Below are 15,610 nucleotides of genomic sequence, written 5' to 3' on the forward strand. Positions count from 1 at the left end.
TAGTTTGGTAACCATAGCAAGTTGGTCCCACCTGATCCCATTCCGAACTCAGTAGTGAAACGACTTAGCGCCGATGGTAGTGTGGGGCTTCCCCATGTGAGAGTAGGACATTGCCAAACACCTATTTCATATTATGAGTTGAGAATACTCCTCGTGATATACAAAATTAGACTGGTAACCATAGCAAGTTGGTCCCACCTGATCCCATTCCGAACTCAGTAGTGAAACGACTTAGCGCCGATGGTAGTGTGGGGCTTCCCCATGTGAGAGTAGGACATTGCCAGTCACATATTTAGAAAAAGCCGCTGCAGAAATGTAGCGGCTTTTTTGCTTTCTGTCTGAGAAGTGACTTAGCGCCGAGGTAGCGATCGTCGCTCGCGGAGCGAGTGCAATATAGTTAAGGTTCTTTTGCAAATATTACAACACAGCGTGGGGCTTCCCCAACTTGGCAAACCGAGCTGCGTCAGTTCGCTGGACTAACGGTCTCGGCTTGCCTGAGTAGGACATTGCCAGTCACCTATTTAGAGAAAAGCCTCCGCATTGATTGCGGGAGCTTTTTTCGTTGCTGTGTATTTGAAATATTTCATCGATTCATTTGAGAGCAACGCACAGGCGGAGGCTTCACTCTAAAGCGCTAGCGCGCAGTTCCTACTCCCGATGCTCACCCGCTGCTTTGCTAGGAATTCATTCGCTACATCCATGTAGCTCACCCTTCGGGCGGCTTACGCCGTGCAAAATGGCTTTCCTGCCATTTTGTCCCCAACTTAGTTGATATTGCTACTCACCTTATACTGCTTCTTATATTTTTTATCTGAAATATTGTCGTAGCAGCACTATTGATAGCTGTGTATGATGGCGTTTTTAGTTACCACTTATCTGAACATGCTGTATTTCATAACCATATTTATTAGTGCACTCTTACTGTTTTTAGTCCAGCCGATGGTGGCGCGGGTGATTCTGCCGAACTTTGGTGGCGGTGCTGCGGTGTGGTCTATGTGTATGTTGTTTTTTCAGGTGCTGCTGCTTGGTGGTTATTGTTATGCCCATTGGCTAACTAAGTTATTTAAGCCAAAGGTTCAGCTAACTATCCATGCTGTGTTACTTAGTATCGCCTTATTGTTTACACCATTGGATGTAGAAGTCATTATGAGTGGTTCTTCTCCTCAGTTTGCTATTCTCGTGACACTGGCGTTGAGTATCGGTGTACCGTATTTTGTATTGGCGGCTAACGCTCCTTTGATTCAGCGTTGGTTTTCTTATGATAAACCGACGCTCTCTCCCTATAAATTGTATGCGTTTTCTAATGTTGGTTCGCTATTGGGGCTACTTCTCTATCCGTTTATTATCGAGCCTTTCGTTACGCTAGAAAATCAGCTGCTTGGCTGGAGTGTTGGCTATTGGTTGTTTGTTGCGTCCTCTGTGAGTTTACTTTTACTACTTGCTCGTTCTCTCAAAGGAAAGTCGATTTGTACAACGAATGAGGACAGTCGATGGACTCTTTCTAACTTTTCACTTTGGACTATTTTGTCTGCTTTAGGTGTTGTTACGCTATTAGCGGTTACTAGCGCAATGACACAAAATATCTCATCTATTCCTTTTCTCTGGCTATTACCGCTTTGTCTTTACTTAGTGAGCTTTATTGTCGCTTTTGGTCACGAATCTTTGGCGGCTAGACGCGTTTGGTTAATAGCGACGCTTTGTGCGCTGCCGTTAAGTATTTTACTGTTTTTCTTCGCCTCGATGTTTTCAATCGGTGTACAAGTAGTGTTATTTAGCCTTATTCTGGTTTCTACTTGTATGCTGTGTCATGGTGAATTGGCGCGTGGTAAGCCTGCTTCTGAACAATTAACGAGTTATTATCTAGCTATGTCGTTAGGTGGTGTTATCGGTGGCTTACTGGTTAACTTTTTAGCGCCTGTATTATTCGAGCAGTTTATTGAATTTCCGTTAGTCAACTTACTCGCTTTAATTGTTGTTGTGACGCTTTTGAATAAGGCAGGTGCCGCTAAGAAATATGTTTATGGCGCAGCAGCATATCTGGCTATTTGTGCAATAGGTTTTGTCGCTATCAATAATTTGTATCAGCGTTTTGATGTGGCTGCCGATCGTAATTTTTACGGGCAGCTGGCGGTGAAAGATGTACAAGTCGGCGAGTTTAACGAGCGACGTTTGGTTGATGGCACGACATCGCATGGCACTCAATCACTGGATAGTAGTTTTAGTAAAGAGCCTTTGAGTTACTATCGTCGAGGAACGGGTATTAGCGCTGCATTCGAAACAGTGCAAACAAAGCCAATAAACGCTGTGATGATTGGCTTAGGTGCTGGCACGTTAGCGGCCTATGGACGCTCTGGCGATAAGTTAGAGTTCTTGGAGTTAAATCCGCTTGTTCGCGATTATGCGACTGAATATTTTACATACATCGCAGACTCTCGAGCTCAAGTGAGTGTTGTGATTGGCGATGGTCGTCAGTTATTAGCTGATATAGACGATGAAAGTGCTGACTTGTTAGTGGTTGATGCGTTTTCAAGTGATGCCATTCCCGTTCATTTGCTAACTGCTGAAGCTTTAGCGCTTTACGCATCAAAGCTAACTGACGATGGAATACTTGCCTTGCATATTTCAAACTCTCATCTTGATTTAGTGCCGTTAACGTATTCATTAGCGCAACATGCCAACCTCGCTAGTGCCTTTGTGCTAACACCTGCCGCAGATGCAACGCAAAATACCACGCAATGGGTGTTAATGAGTAAGGATGCAGACACGTTGCAATCGTCTTTCATCGAGTCTGTGCGCACCCCTTGGCCTGATTCAGTACAAAAGCCTGTGATTTGGACGGATGATTACAGTAATTTGCTCTCCGTTTTAAAATAAGTGTTCTGAAGTAAATGTCTTAAATAATTGACGAAGTGTGACAATTTGTCGCACTCGTCTTTTGTTGATTTTCCATAAAATAGCGCCAAGTTTTTACGTTATTAAGGAAAGTCATGATCTTCCTTCGTTTTAGTCTGCTAACAGCTGCTTTATTCGCTAGTTTTAACGCTAACGCAGATGACATTGAATCTATTACTGTGCTCGGTAAATCCGCTGTGGCAAATGCTAGTCACGGTGGTATCGACGTTAAGTTATTGCCGATTAATGTTCATGTCGTTAATCGCGATGAGATTGAGCGCATTCGTTTTGTTGACCCTAACGAGCTATTGGACCGTATTCCCGGTGAAACACAGGTTCGCAATTTACGTATTCCCAATGGTAGTAAAGGCTACACCATAGTTTTGGTGGACAGCATGCCGATCGAAAATCCATATGGCGGCGCCACTAGTCGTTTAACCCGCTTAAATACTGCTGACATCGAGCGTGTAGAAATCTATAAAGGTCCGTCGTCAGCGCTGTTTGGTAACAATGCTTTTGGCGGAGTGGTTAATCTTATTACTCGCGGCACGCCAACTGAATATAGTCATAAGGTGCATGTTGAAAGTGGCGATCATGGACGCGTGCGTTATGGTATCGATAGCGAAGGATTACTAGGCGATGTTGGCTATGTATTTAATGCCAATAGTCGAAAAATAGATGGTCTACGAGCTGAAGGTAAAGACGATAAAGATCAGTTGAGTAGTAAGTTTTCCTATGATTTTAACGATAATACCTCTCTGATTTCTCGTGTTGAATATTTAGATGAAGACACAGTAACCCGTGGTGATTTAACGACAGCGCAAATCGACGATGATAAAACACAAGCTGGATCCTTGTCGTCGTCGGAGCAGGTAAAGCAAGCGTTAGCTGCTTTTAAACTTAGCCATGAATTTGACGACGCGACATTGGAAGTGTCATTAGCTAATCGTTTGCATAAGGCGATTGGTGTTTCTCGTTATCGCGGTCCGAAAGATACCCGTGATCGCGGTATTATGGCCAAGATTAACTATATACAGCAGTTAGATAGCGGTAACTTTGTTATTGGTAGTGAGCATTACAATGGCAATGAAGATGTCAAAGCATTTGGTCGCAAAGACCTTGCGATGACAGGAGCCTATACCAGCCAATTTAATGAGTTTGAAGACTTAGCATTTTTCTATCAGCAGCACTGGCAAATCAATAATCAATGGTCGCTTGATGCGGGCGCACGTTATGAGAAGATTTCGCTTGCGGCGACGCAAGGTGGTGAACGTCAGCGTGTTGAGTTCGATGATATATCGCCAAAGCTTGGGATAAGTTGCCAGCTAAACAGCGATAACCGATTGTGGTTAGGGCTGTCGCAGGGTTTTTATGCGCCGCACCTCGACGATGTATACAGTACTGATGCTGATAGTAGTAATCCTAATTTATCCCCTGAAAAATCAAATAACATTGAACTCGGCCTGCGCGGTCATATCGGTAACTTTAGCTATGATAGTTCGTTATACGTTAATCGCATTTCCGATTATCTGGTGGAGCAAGAGTTTGTGCGTGGTGATGGTTCTGAATATCAGCGCGTTACCAATGCTGGCCAGGTGTCGATTCGCGGTTTGGAAACCGTGCTTGAGTATCGCCTGCATCAAGATTGGCGTTTGTCTTTAACTCATACCTATACCGATAATACCTATGATAAATTCGTTCAATCAACTGTTGGCGCAAGCGATGATTTGTCTGGCAAGGTTTTGCGTCGTTCTCCTGCTCATCATTACAACGCTCGTGTCGCTTGGAATCCACTAGAAGGATTAAATATTGAATTAGAGGGCGACTTCTATTCAAGTTACTTCGCTGATCACCAGAACTCACCTGAATCTAAATTTAAGCGTGACGAGCGAATAAACTTACGTGTTAACTATCAATATAATGAATATTGGAAGTTCTGGATTAACGGCCTGAATCTTACCGATACCTTGGAAGACCGTGCGACCTATAGTCGCGGTAAAATGAAGTTTAGAACTATCGACGGTCGCACGCTTTACGCTGGCCTGTCGTATGAGTTTTAAGGGGCTTTACTGATGTCGCCAAAGATAACTCAATGGTGTTGGCGTTGGCATGTGATAGCTGGGTTGCTATCACTACCTTTTGTCATCTTACTCACCGTGACAGGCATTGCTTATATGTTCAAAGCTGAAGTAAATCACTACTTTTATCAACATATGACAGAAGTAACTCCTCAATTGTCTGAGCCGCTTAGTTATGAGCAACAGCTGGCGTCAGTGCAACGATTCAGTAATCTGCCTGTGGTAAGTGTGACTTTAGCCGCCAATGCCAATCAAGCTAGCGCCTTTCGACTCAAGGGCAAAGGTCGAACGAAACATCTGGTGTATATAGATCCCTATACGGGAACCATGATGGGAGAGTTCAAGCAGGTGGATTCTCTGATGTACAAAATTCGTAAGTTACATGGCGAGTTATTGCTAGATAAGCCGGGCACGTTAGTGGTGGAACTTATCGCCAGTTGGTTTATTGTTTTGCTGATCACTGGGCTAATCATTTGGTGGCCGAGTACTAAGCAATTGGCGGGAGTCTTTAGTGTTCGATTTAAGGCGTCAAAACGAATCTTATGGCGTGATTTACATGCTGTGACCAGCTTTTGGATCGGCCTGATTTTGTTAGTCGTTATAGCAGGTGCCATGCCATGGACAGATGTTTTCGGTTCCAACCTAAAACGCGTCCAAAAGATGACTGATAGCGGATACCCGATGGCGTGGCGCAGTGATAAAGGAGTTTATTCACAAGTCGTTGGCAGACCAATGACGCTCGATGAGATGGTAAATAAAGCGCAGGCTCAAAACTTAGCAGGCACCATTGAAATTAAGTTACCGCAAAAAGATGAAAGTCCGTTTAAGGTGTCAAATCGCAGCTTTTGGCTGAGCGATCAGCAGGTGATGTATTTTGATCAATACTCAGGTCAAGTTTTAAACCAACTAACTTGGGATGATGTTGGGCTCTTAATGGATATGAGGCAAGTTTTTATGCGCTTGCATCAAGGAGAGTATGGGCGCGTAAATTGGTGGATTTTACTTGTTGGTTGCATGCTGTTTTTAATGGCAAATATCGCGTCGATTATCGCTTATATTAAACGTAAACCACGACAACGACTTGGTATTCCAGCTGTGCCTAAGTCTTTTAAAATCGGATATGGACTATTGTTGCTAATTGCCCTATTGGCTATTGTTTTTCCTTTATTTGGCTTGAGTGTAATACTAATTATCGGCGGGCAATACGTTTTTAATAGACAACAAAGTACCTAACAAAAAGGCCGACTCATCAATATGAGTCGGCCTTCAAAATTGCATTTTGGTAATCGAGATTAGTCAATTAAGCCACGGCTGCGCAGTAGTGGTTCGATGCTGGCATCTTTACCACGGAATTGACGGTAAAGCGTTAGTGCATCGTCGCTGCCGCCAGACGATAAGATGTGCTTTCTGAACGCATCAGCTGTCTTCTTATCGAAAATACCGTTTTCTTGGAAGGCTGCGAATGCATCGGCGCCGAATACATCAGACCATATGTAGCTGTAGTAACCCGCTGAGTAACCGCCAGAGAAGATGTGAGCAAAGTAAGTTGAACGATAACGTGGATCGATCTCTTTAATTAGACCCCATTCTTTAAGTGCGTCTGCTTCAAATTTCGCCGTATCACGGATTTTGTCATCTTCAAGCGAGTGCCAGTTTAAATCTAATAAGGTTGCGGCCATGTACTCGGTAGTAGCGAAACCTTGGTTAAATTTGCTTGCCGCTTGGATCTTGTTAACAAGCTCTTGTGGAATCACTTCACCAGTTTTGTAGTGCTTAGCAAATTGCGCTAATACTTCCGGTTGTAACATCCAGTTTTCCATTACTTGCGATGGGAACTCTACGAAATCACGTGGTGTTGCAGTACCCGTTTGTGAGCGGTATTTACCGTCAGATAATAAACCGTGTAGCGCGTGGCCAAACTCGTGGAATAAGGTGCTTGCTTGATCGAACGTTAATAGCGCAGGTGCGTCGCCAGTTGGGCGCGGGTAGTTCAATACGTTAACAATAATTGGTGTAGAGTCTTCGCCGTTCATGTTGTATTGCTTGCGGTATGAGTTCATCCAAGCACCGCCACGTTTGCCAGGGCGTACGTAGTGATCAGCTAGGAATAAACCAACATAAGTGCCGTCTGCTTCGTAGATTTCGAAGGTGCGAACATCGTCGTGGTACTTAGGTAAATCTGTGCGCTCTTTTACTGTGATGCCAAAGAGTTTTTGCGCAGTGTGGAATACGCCTTGTAGCGTTGATTCTAGTGCGAAGTAAGGACGTGTTTGTTCTTCGTCTAAATCGTAACGCGCCTTGCGAATTTTCTCAGCGTAGTATGGGTAGTCCCAAGCTTCAATCTTGAAGTTACCGCCTTCAGCGTCAACAAGCTTTTGCATATCAGCCACTTCAACTTTCGCTTTCTCAAGTGCCGTTGGCCAGATCTTGTTAAGTAGTTCGTAAACAGCTGCAGGTGTTTTAGCTACGCGATCTTCTAGCACGAAGTGAGCGTGAGATTTGTAACCCATCAATTGTGCTTTTTGGACACGTAATGAAGCAATTTGGGCTAAGATTTCTTTGTTATCGTGCTCGTTATTGTTGTTAGCGCGATTGATGTAACCAAGGTATAGCTCTTTACGCAATTCGCGGTTGTCTGCAAATTTAGTTACTGGCGTAATTGATGGGCGGTGAGTTGTAAATACCCATTTGCCTTCGTGACCACGCTCTTTTGCTGTAGCTGCCGCGGCGGCAATAACAGAGTCTGATAAGCCAGATAATTTGCTCTTATCTGAAACTACAACTTCGAAACCATTAGTTTCAGCGAGTAGGTTGTCGCCAAACTGTAGTGTTAGCTTAGCGATTTCTGCGTTTAGCTCACGGATTTTTTCTTTTTGTTCGCTGTTTAACTTAGCACCACTGCGTACGAAACCGACGTAAGTGTCTTCAAGCAATTTCTTTTGCGCTGTTGTTAGCTCAAGCGAGTCTTTCTTATCGTAAACCGCTGCAACACGCTTAAATAACGCATCGTTTAACGAAATATCGTCAGAATGCGCTGAAAGTAGTGGTGAAACTTCTTTGGCGATGGCCTTTAAATCATCGTTAGTTTCTGCTGACGTTAGGTTGTAGAACACGCCAGATACTTTTGAAAGTAGGTTGCCGCTGAATTCGATAGCTTCGATAGTGTTTTCAAAAGTCGGTGCTGACTTTTGGTTTAAGATCGCTGCAATTTCTTGTTTTTGCTGCTTAATTGCTGCTTTGAATGCTGGCAGATAGTGCTCGCTTTTGATCACTGCAAAGTTAGGCATTTCATGTGGCGTGCCCCACTTTTTTGAGAATGGGTTGCTGTCAGCGAGTAATTGCTGTTGTTCTACCGCTGGTTTTTCTTGAGAAGTGGTTGGGGTTGTCGCCGAATCACAACCGACAAGTGCGATGGCTAGCGCAAGTGGCGCCAAAGTAAATTTCTTCATAAAAAAGGGCCCTAAAAATATGATTATTTTTGTTTTCGCCGCCTATCCTACGGGGATTAGCGGCAGATGTAAAACATTCACAACACCGTCGCTAAGGGCTATAATTACGCCACTACATCAATTGTGAGATAAGGCCATGAAAAAGCAACAAGACGAGTTGTTTTCACATCACGAACACGCACTGGAAAAAGAGTATGAATCTTGTCCGAAGTGTGGCCTTTCTTTGCAAATAAGAAATTCTAAACACGGCCCTTTTTTGGGATGTACTGGCTATCCTTCTTGTGATTACAGCAGACCGCTGGTCGAGCATGAAACCATGGAACAGCAAGTTATCGTCGGATCGAGCTGCCCAGAATGTGGCAATGAACTAGCGATAAAAAATGGCCGTTACGGCATGTTTATCGGCTGTACTAACTATCCCGAATGTAAGCATATAGAGCATCAAGAAGACGAAGAAGAGACTTTAGATTGTCCTGAATGTGGTAAAGGGCATATTGCTCAGCGGGTTTCTCGTTACGGCAAAACTTTTTATGCGTGTGATACCTACCCGAAGTGTAAATTCGCAGTAAATTATCATCCCATTGCTGGGGAATGTGAGCAATGTGGCTTTGGATTGTTGGTAGAGCGTAAGATGAGTGGTGAAAAGCGCTTAGTTTGTGCTAAAAAATCTTGTAGTCACAAACAAGCGCTTTAGTGCTTCGCTAATTAGCTACATTGTTTGGCGATGTAGCTTTTGATATCTGCAAAGCTTTCATTTGGCAGTAATTGCGCAATTGTCAGCAAGCGTTGCTCGAGCTGAGCTTGATCTTTACCCGACACATTAATGTGTCCCATCTTGCGACCCGCACGTTTTTCTTTGCCATACCAATGTACGTTTACACCATCCATACCCAAGGCCGCTTGCGGAAGAGTATCTTCACCCAAAATATTAATCATGGCTGTAGGACGCGCCAACTCAGTAGAACCAAGTGGTAAGCCGCATACTGCGCGGATGTGATTGGCAAATTGGCTACAATCACAGCCTTGTTGGGTCCAGTGACCTGAATTATGAACGCGTGGCGCGATTTCATTGACCAGCAGTTGATCGCCAACTTGGAAGAATTCAATCGCCAATACGCCAACGTATTCCATTTCTTGAGTAAGACGGGTAAATACTTCTGTTGCTTGTTGTTGCAGTTGCGGCTCATCTGCGAGCGCTGTCGACACTGACAGTACACCGTCGGTGTGATGGTTTTCGGTAAGTGGGTAAGTTTTTACCTCACCGCTTACACTGCGTGCACCAACTAGCGATACTTCGCGTGAAAATGGCACCATTTGTTCGGCGACAATTCCTTGCTTTGGATTGCTGCTAATGAAGCGCTCGATGTCTTGCCAAATTGTAGCTGCATCTTCTTTTGATTTTAGACGCCACTGTCCCTTGCCGTCATAGCCTTCAAGGGCACTTTTTAAAATTATAGGTAATGAAAGCGCTTCAATAGCAGTCTGAAAATCTTGCTCTGAGCTAATGATGTGATGTTTAGCATTCGCGGCATCACAAGTGGTGAGTAGTGCTTTCTCTAAACGGCGATCGCCACCAATTTTAATTGCTTGCGCACTTGGTTTGAGCTTGCCAGAAGCTTCACATAACGCCAGTACATCGTGAGCGACGTGTTCAAATTCGGCGGTAATAACATCGGCGCGCTCGATTCCTGCGGCTAAGTCACATACAGGGTGTTGCGGAGCAAGCGGATTTACCACTTGTTTAGAGCCAACGTCATAGGCCAAAACTTCAATGTTTAGTGGCTTAATACTCAATGCCATCATACGCGCTAGTTGGCCGGCACCTAATACTAAAACGTTCATCAAATTATCCTACTCGGCCGCTGGATCTGGGTTGTTTAAGATACTTTCGGTTTGCGCTTTGCGGAAGGCCTCAACGTTCGCCATGATAGCTTCATCGTGAGTACCGATAATTTGCGCAGCCATTAAACCAGCATTGGCGGCACCCGCTTCGCCAATCGCTAATGTGCCTACAGCAATGCCTTTAGGCATTTGAACAATAGATAGTAGTGAATCTTTACCGCTTAATACGCGAGACTGCACTGGCACGCCGAGTACTGGGAGGCTGGTGTAAGCCGCTGCCATACCTGGTAAATGCGCTGCGCCACCTGCGCCAGCAATAATTACTTTTAATCCACGCTCTTTGGCTGTTTCAGAGTACTCGGCAAGCAAATGCGGCGTGCGATGCGCAGATACCACTTTGGTTTCGTATGGAACACCAAGAGAATCAAGCATTTGTGCTGCATGTTGCATAGTTGGCCAATCTGATTTTGAACCCATGATAATACCGACAGTCATTATTTTTACGCCTTTATGAGGTGGATGATAGTGTGTGCTAGGTCACATTTTTCGGGGATTATACACAGGTTTTAATGAGATCGGAATCAAACTTGGCGCTAGTTGTAGACCAATTATCTTGATAAAATTGCGGCACTATTTTTTAGAGAGTTTTTAGCGAGATTTAACAGTGAATTATTGTGATGCGCCAAGTGCATTTTTAGCTGGTGGACTCATTGCTTATCCGACGGAAGCGGTGTTTGGTGTGGGATGTGATCCCGACAATAACCAAGCGCTTGAGCGATTGTTGGCGATGAAACAGCGGGACCCGAGCAAAGGACTGATTCTATTGGCTAGCAGTTTCGAGCAATTGACACCTTATATCGATAAAGATCGCCTAACTCCTGATATGATATCGGCGATGCTTAGTCGCTGGCCAAATGGCGTAACTCAAGTTGTGCCTAAATCGAAGAATTTGGCGCCGTTATTATCGGGTAAATTCGATAGTATTGCGGTGCGAGTGACGGATCAGTCAGATGTTGTAGCCTTGTGTGAAGCGGTTAGTAGGCCCATCGTTTCTACAAGCGCTAATTTATCGGGGCTAGAGCCTGCGACGACGTGGCAGACGCTTGACCCTCAACTCGTCGAACAATTGGATTTCGTTGTCAAAGGTGAGACTCTTGGTTTTGACAAACCATCGACCATTGTCGATGCAATTAGCGGTCAGTGTTACCGTTAAATTATTTTTAAAAGGCATTTAATTATGACAACTCAGATTTCAGCGCAAGTTGTAAAAGACTATCTGTTAGCGCTTCAAGCGAGTATTTGTGAAGGGCTAGAAAGCCAAGAGCCAAGCGTGCGCTTTGAGCATGATGCTTGGGAGCGTGAAGAAGGCGGTGGCGGTGAAAGTCGAGTGTTGACCGGTGGTCAGGTGTTTGAACAAGCTGGCGTTAATTTCTCGCATGTGATGGGAGATACGTTACCTCCTTCGGCAACCGCTGCTCGCCCTGAGTTGACTGGTCGTCGCTATGAAGCCATGGGCGTGTCGTTGGTTATTCATCCGAATAATCCTTATGTGCCGACGTCCCACGCTAACGTTCGTTTCTTTATCGCTTACAAAGAAGGTGAAGATCCTATCTGGTGGTTTGGCGGTGGATTCGATTTAACACCGTACTACGGCAATGAGGAAGACTGTAAATTCTGGCACCAAACGGCTAAGGATTTATGTGAGCCTTTCGGCAGTGATAAATACCCGAAATACAAAAAGTGGTGTGATGACTATTTTTACCTCAAACATCGCAATGAAGCACGTGGTATTGGTGGTTTGTTTTTCGACGACCTCAATGAAGATGGTTTCGAGCAAAGCTTTGCCTTCATGCAGGCGGTGGGCAATGGCTTTATAGAGGCTTATCTTCCGATCGTTAAAGCGCGCAAAGATACTGAATACGGTGAGCGACAACGTCAATTCCAGCTGTATCGCCGTGGCCGTTATGTTGAATTTAACTTGGTGTATGATCGCGGCACGCACTTTGGTTTACAAAGTGGTGGCCGTACGGAATCCATTTTAATGTCGATGCCGCCATTGGTAAGATGGCAGTATTGTTATTCCCCTGAACCAGATTCTGAAGAAGCGAATCTATATTCACAATTTCTACCAGTACGAGACTGGGTGTAAGGATATATTATGAAAAATAAACTATTAATTGCTGGCGCAGTCTTTTTGTTAGCGGCTTGTGGCAAGATCAACAAAGAAAATTACGACGCATTAGCAGTAGGTATGGATTACACGGAAGTTGAATCGCTATTAGGCAACCCTGCTGAATGTGATGAAACCCTTGGCATGAAACAATGTAAATGGGGCGACGATAGCAAAAACATCAATGTGAAATTTGTAGCGGACAAAGTTACTATTTATTCACAGAAAGGCCTTTAGGCTACTAACAGATTAATTAGCCTTACCTCAGGCTAATTAACAAAGACCACTTCGTAAGGACAGTTAAGCTGTTTTATGGGGTGGTCTTTTTTTATTGGTGTGTAAACCAAAGCTTCTCGCGGTCCCATGGGGGTATCGCGCATTGCCTCGCTTTGTATAAAACGCACAGGTGCTAAATCCTTAAAGTTGGCGGTGACTATGCTGCCGTCAAATGCCCAAAAGCCTCGTTTAAAGACTAAGCGGTAATCGCCGTTGCGGTGGACGTCGTATTCCAGTTCCAGTTTGTGGTCGGGGCTAAAGAATAAGGTTGCTTGTTGTTTGCCACAATTAAATGAGCGCACATAAAGCGGCAGTGTTTCATTAAGGTTGATATCGGGATGACGTAAATAGAGGCCGATGTTGCCTTGATTGTAAAAATGACGCTTTTGGCCAAATTGCATTTCTAATGCCTGTGGTAATTCATTGGCCGCGACAAATTTCTTTAATTTCTCTATATCGGTCGGTTTGGGATGCGCAGGATGAAAGGAGATAACTGTGCTAGGAAAGTGATTTGGCATCACAATATCGGCTTCGCGAACATTAAACCCTTGTTGTGACAGGGTAACAACGAATTGCTGACGCTCTTGTTCTGAATAGCCTTGGGTGATCAAGTGTACTTTAGTGGCGCAGCCAGATAAGCAAAAGCAACATAAAAGTGTATAAACGATAGCTTTCATTTTAATAACCGATAAAGATAACCCGAACTCAGGTTAAGTAAAAAACAATAGATTACACGTGTAATCTATTGTTTGCAAATTATCGTAGTTACTAAAATTGGCTGTAAAAATACCTCAAGTCTTTCTCTTTATTTATCAGTGGCTAATGTGTAATATCTTCTCGTCACTCATTATAAGGATAGTTGTTTTGTGGTTTTTTATTGCGTTGCTGGCTGTTGTTAATTTGGTTTATTACGCTGAATTTGATCAGCTAAATCTTGCATTCTCGGTGATGTTTATCGGACTAATCATTGAGAAGCTTCGACGCTTAAAACAGCAATAAGACGGCGTTATTCTTCCACCAACCATTCAACTTTAAAGCTAGCTTTGTCGTCTTGAGCTAGTTGCTCCATTAGCCACGGTAATGTTTCACGCATTTGCTGTTCTAACTTCCATGGTGGATTGACTACAATCATGCCTGTGCCTGTCATGCCGTATTCTTCGGTGTCGGCTTTTACATTGAGTTCAATGCGCAGAATTTTACGAATGCCTTGTGCTTTAAAATCGTCACAAAACTTTTCCACTTGGCGTCGCGAGACGACAGGATACCATAGCGCATAGATACCGGTTGCAAAGCGCTTATGGGCTTCGACGATACCTTTGATAGCATCTTGATGCTCGGTTTTTAATTCATAAGGTGGATCTATTAATACCAAGGCGCGGCGCTGTGCTGGTGGCATATTGGCTTTTAATCCTTTGTAACCATCAGTCTTTTGAATGCGCACTTTTCTATCGCCAGCGAATTCTTGTTCAAGCAGTGCTAAATCAGCGGGGTGAAGTTCGGTGAGCTCCATTCGTTGGCTGTGCCCAATCAGCGATTTAGCTACCAGTGGTGAGCCGGGGTATTGGGTTAGCTCACCTGTTTGATTAAAGGACTTAATCATTTCGATATAGCTGCTCATAACCACTGGGATATCGTCACGTTGCCAAATTCTGCCGATACCGTCTTTGTATTCGCCTGTTTTTTCACTCGTTTTATCACGCAGGTTATAACGACCAGCCGCCGAATGGGTGTCGCAATACATAAAAGGTTTTGGCTTTTGTTGGAGTGCTTCAATGATGAGAACTTGTACTAGGTGCTTGAGTACATCGGCGAAATTGCCGGCGTGAAAGCTGTGGCGATAACTTAGCATGAAATGGTCCAAAAATTATTTTGGCTAAGTATACCGCTTAGTTTTCATTTGTTTTAGGATGGGAAGTAATTAATTCAAGAAATAAGAAGATTAAATGAATTCAGCTATTTTGCCTCTGGTTGAGCAGATCGACCGCGTCCTTTTGGGGAAGCAGCAACAGATAAAGTTATCATTATGCTGCTTAATGGCCGGTGGTCACTTGTTGATTGAAGACGTTCCCGGTGTTGGCAAAACCACCTTGGCAAATAGTTTGGCTCATTCATTGGGTCTATCATATCAACGGGTGCAATTTACCAGTGATATGTTGCCTGCCGATTTACTTGGTGTGTCGATCTTCAACCAAGACAGTCATGAATTTACTTTTCACAAAGGCCCAGTTTTTAGCCAAGTGGTATTAGGGGATGAGATTAATCGCGCCAGTCCCAAGACACAAAGCGCATTGCTCGAAGCTATGGCGGAAGGACAAGTGAGTATTGATGGCGAAACCTATACCTTGCCGCAGCCATTTTTTGTTATTGCCACTCAAAACCCACTGGAGCATTCCGGTACCTTTGAATTGCCAGATTCGCAACTCGATCGCTTTCTAATGCGAGTGACTTTGGGTTATCCAAGTGCCGATGCCGAAAAGGCAATGCTTAATCAAGTTGAGCAACCAACAATAGCTAAGGTAATTAACAGCGAGCAACTCAGTGAGCTTAAGCAACAGGTCAATCAAGTGACTGCGGCCGATGCGGTGTTGGATTATATTCTGCGATTAGTCAATGAGACGCGTAGCAACAGCCACTATGCACACCCATTGTCACCTCGTGCTTCGCGGGCGCTATTGGCGGCGAGCAAGGCTTGGGCTTTCATCGAAGGGCGTGATTACGTATTGCCTGAAGATGTGCAGGCGGTTATTCCTGCGGTGTGTGAACATCGCTTGCGCGGGGCTTCTAGTCCTCAAGCGCAGAGTTTGAGTGAACAATTGCTTCACAGCGTTAACCCCTTGGGATAATACCTCGTGAAAAAGTTATTTCAGCAGCGGTGGCTCAAATGGTTGAAAAGGCGGATACCC

14 protein-coding genes and 2 rRNA genes are annotated in these 15,610 nt (G+C 44.3%); 11 read left to right on the forward strand and 5 right to left on the reverse strand.

Annotation, left to right across the window (positions count from 1 at the left end; translation table 11 throughout):
- The first annotated feature begins 3 nt into the window (after positions 1 to 3).
- The 5 genes from rrf (MHM98_RS16475) to MHM98_RS16495 all read left to right on the forward strand — a co-directional run bounded on the left by rrf (MHM98_RS16475) (position 4) and on the right by MHM98_RS16495 (position 6,203).
- Positions 4 to 119 (forward strand): 5S ribosomal RNA (gene rrf, locus MHM98_RS16475).
- A 51-nt stretch (positions 120 to 170) separates the two neighbouring features.
- Positions 171 to 286 (forward strand): 5S ribosomal RNA (gene rrf / locus MHM98_RS16480).
- 563 nt (positions 287 to 849) lie between these two features.
- Entirely contained in the window at positions 850 to 2,874 is a 2,025-nt protein-coding gene (locus MHM98_RS16485; protein ID WP_239440464.1) for a fused MFS/spermidine synthase, read from the forward strand.
- A gap of 113 nt (positions 2,875 to 2,987) precedes the next feature.
- Positions 2,988 to 4,952, forward strand: coding sequence for a TonB-dependent receptor (locus tag MHM98_RS16490; RefSeq protein WP_239440465.1), 1,965 nt, complete (start codon positions 2,988 to 2,990; stop codon positions 4,950 to 4,952).
- 12 nt (positions 4,953 to 4,964) lie between these two features.
- Complete coding sequence (locus tag MHM98_RS16495; protein ID WP_239440466.1) at positions 4,965 to 6,203, forward strand: PepSY domain-containing protein; 1,239 nt, start codon at positions 4,965 to 4,967, stop codon at positions 6,201 to 6,203.
- 59 nt (positions 6,204 to 6,262) lie between these two features.
- On the opposite strand, the gene MHM98_RS16500 is transcribed toward MHM98_RS16495, so the two are convergent.
- A complete protein-coding gene (locus tag MHM98_RS16500; protein WP_239440467.1) occupies positions 6,263 to 8,419 on the reverse strand; it encodes a M3 family metallopeptidase in 2,157 nt (718 codons plus the stop codon).
- Between the two features lie 136 nt (positions 8,420 to 8,555).
- Between MHM98_RS16500 and MHM98_RS16505 the strand changes: the two genes are divergently transcribed.
- Entirely contained in the window at positions 8,556 to 9,113 is a 558-nt protein-coding gene (locus tag MHM98_RS16505) for a topoisomerase DNA-binding C4 zinc finger domain-containing protein (RefSeq protein ID WP_239440468.1), read from the forward strand.
- An 11-nt stretch (positions 9,114 to 9,124) separates the two neighbouring features.
- Here MHM98_RS16505 and MHM98_RS16510 read toward each other — a convergent pair whose 3' ends face one another.
- Together MHM98_RS16510 and purE are read right to left on the reverse strand one after the other, a co-directional pair.
- Positions 9,125 to 10,261: a 5-(carboxyamino)imidazole ribonucleotide synthase gene (locus MHM98_RS16510; protein WP_239440469.1), complete on the reverse strand. Its 1,137-nt coding sequence runs from the start codon at positions 10,259 to 10,261 to the stop codon at positions 9,125 to 9,127.
- Positions 10,262 to 10,270: 9 nt separating this feature from the next.
- Complete coding sequence (gene purE, locus MHM98_RS16515) at positions 10,271 to 10,756, reverse strand: 5-(carboxyamino)imidazole ribonucleotide mutase (RefSeq protein ID WP_239440470.1); 486 nt, start codon at positions 10,754 to 10,756, stop codon at positions 10,271 to 10,273.
- Positions 10,757 to 10,925: 169 nt separating this feature from the next.
- Here purE and MHM98_RS16520 point away from each other — a divergent pair, with 169 nt between their 5' ends.
- Genes MHM98_RS16520 through MHM98_RS16530 form a run of 3 tightly spaced genes read left to right on the forward strand, consistent with a single transcriptional unit; the run spans position 10,926 to position 12,668 of the window.
- Positions 10,926 to 11,474: a Sua5/YciO/YrdC/YwlC family protein gene (locus MHM98_RS16520; RefSeq protein WP_239440471.1), complete on the forward strand. Its 549-nt coding sequence runs from the start codon at positions 10,926 to 10,928 to the stop codon at positions 11,472 to 11,474.
- A gap of 24 nt (positions 11,475 to 11,498) precedes the next feature.
- Positions 11,499 to 12,410: an oxygen-dependent coproporphyrinogen oxidase gene (gene hemF, locus MHM98_RS16525; protein WP_239440472.1), complete on the forward strand. Its 912-nt coding sequence runs from the start codon at positions 11,499 to 11,501 to the stop codon at positions 12,408 to 12,410.
- A 9-nt stretch (positions 12,411 to 12,419) separates the two neighbouring features.
- Positions 12,420 to 12,668, forward strand: a complete 249-nt coding sequence (locus tag MHM98_RS16530; RefSeq protein WP_239440473.1) for a DUF3862 domain-containing protein — start codon at positions 12,420 to 12,422, stop codon at positions 12,666 to 12,668.
- A 32-nt stretch (positions 12,669 to 12,700) separates the two neighbouring features.
- Here the strand turns inward: MHM98_RS16530 and MHM98_RS16535 are convergent, their stop codons facing one another.
- Positions 12,701 to 13,384, reverse strand: a complete 684-nt coding sequence (locus MHM98_RS16535) for a hypothetical protein (protein ID WP_239440474.1) — start codon at positions 13,382 to 13,384, stop codon at positions 12,701 to 12,703.
- A gap of 187 nt (positions 13,385 to 13,571) precedes the next feature.
- Here MHM98_RS16535 and MHM98_RS18865 point away from each other — a divergent pair, with 187 nt between their 5' ends.
- A complete protein-coding gene (locus MHM98_RS18865; RefSeq protein WP_275441652.1) occupies positions 13,572 to 13,706 on the forward strand; it encodes a hypothetical protein in 135 nt (44 codons plus the stop codon).
- A gap of 7 nt (positions 13,707 to 13,713) precedes the next feature.
- Here MHM98_RS18865 and MHM98_RS16540 read toward each other — a convergent pair whose 3' ends face one another.
- The gene (locus MHM98_RS16540; protein ID WP_239440475.1) at positions 13,714 to 14,556 is read right to left on the reverse strand and encodes a 23S rRNA (adenine(2030)-N(6))-methyltransferase RlmJ; all 843 of its coding nucleotides are present in this window, start codon (positions 14,554 to 14,556) and stop codon (positions 13,714 to 13,716) included.
- Between the two features lie 94 nt (positions 14,557 to 14,650).
- Here MHM98_RS16540 and MHM98_RS16545 point away from each other — a divergent pair, with 94 nt between their 5' ends.
- Positions 14,651 to 15,550, forward strand: a complete 900-nt coding sequence (locus MHM98_RS16545; protein WP_239440476.1) for a MoxR family ATPase — start codon at positions 14,651 to 14,653, stop codon at positions 15,548 to 15,550.
- The last annotated feature ends 60 nt before the right edge of the window (positions 15,551 to 15,610 follow it).

The sequence above is a fragment of the Psychrobium sp. MM17-31 genome (assembly GCF_022347785.1).
Lineage (GTDB): Bacteria > Pseudomonadota > Gammaproteobacteria > Enterobacterales > Psychrobiaceae > Psychrobium.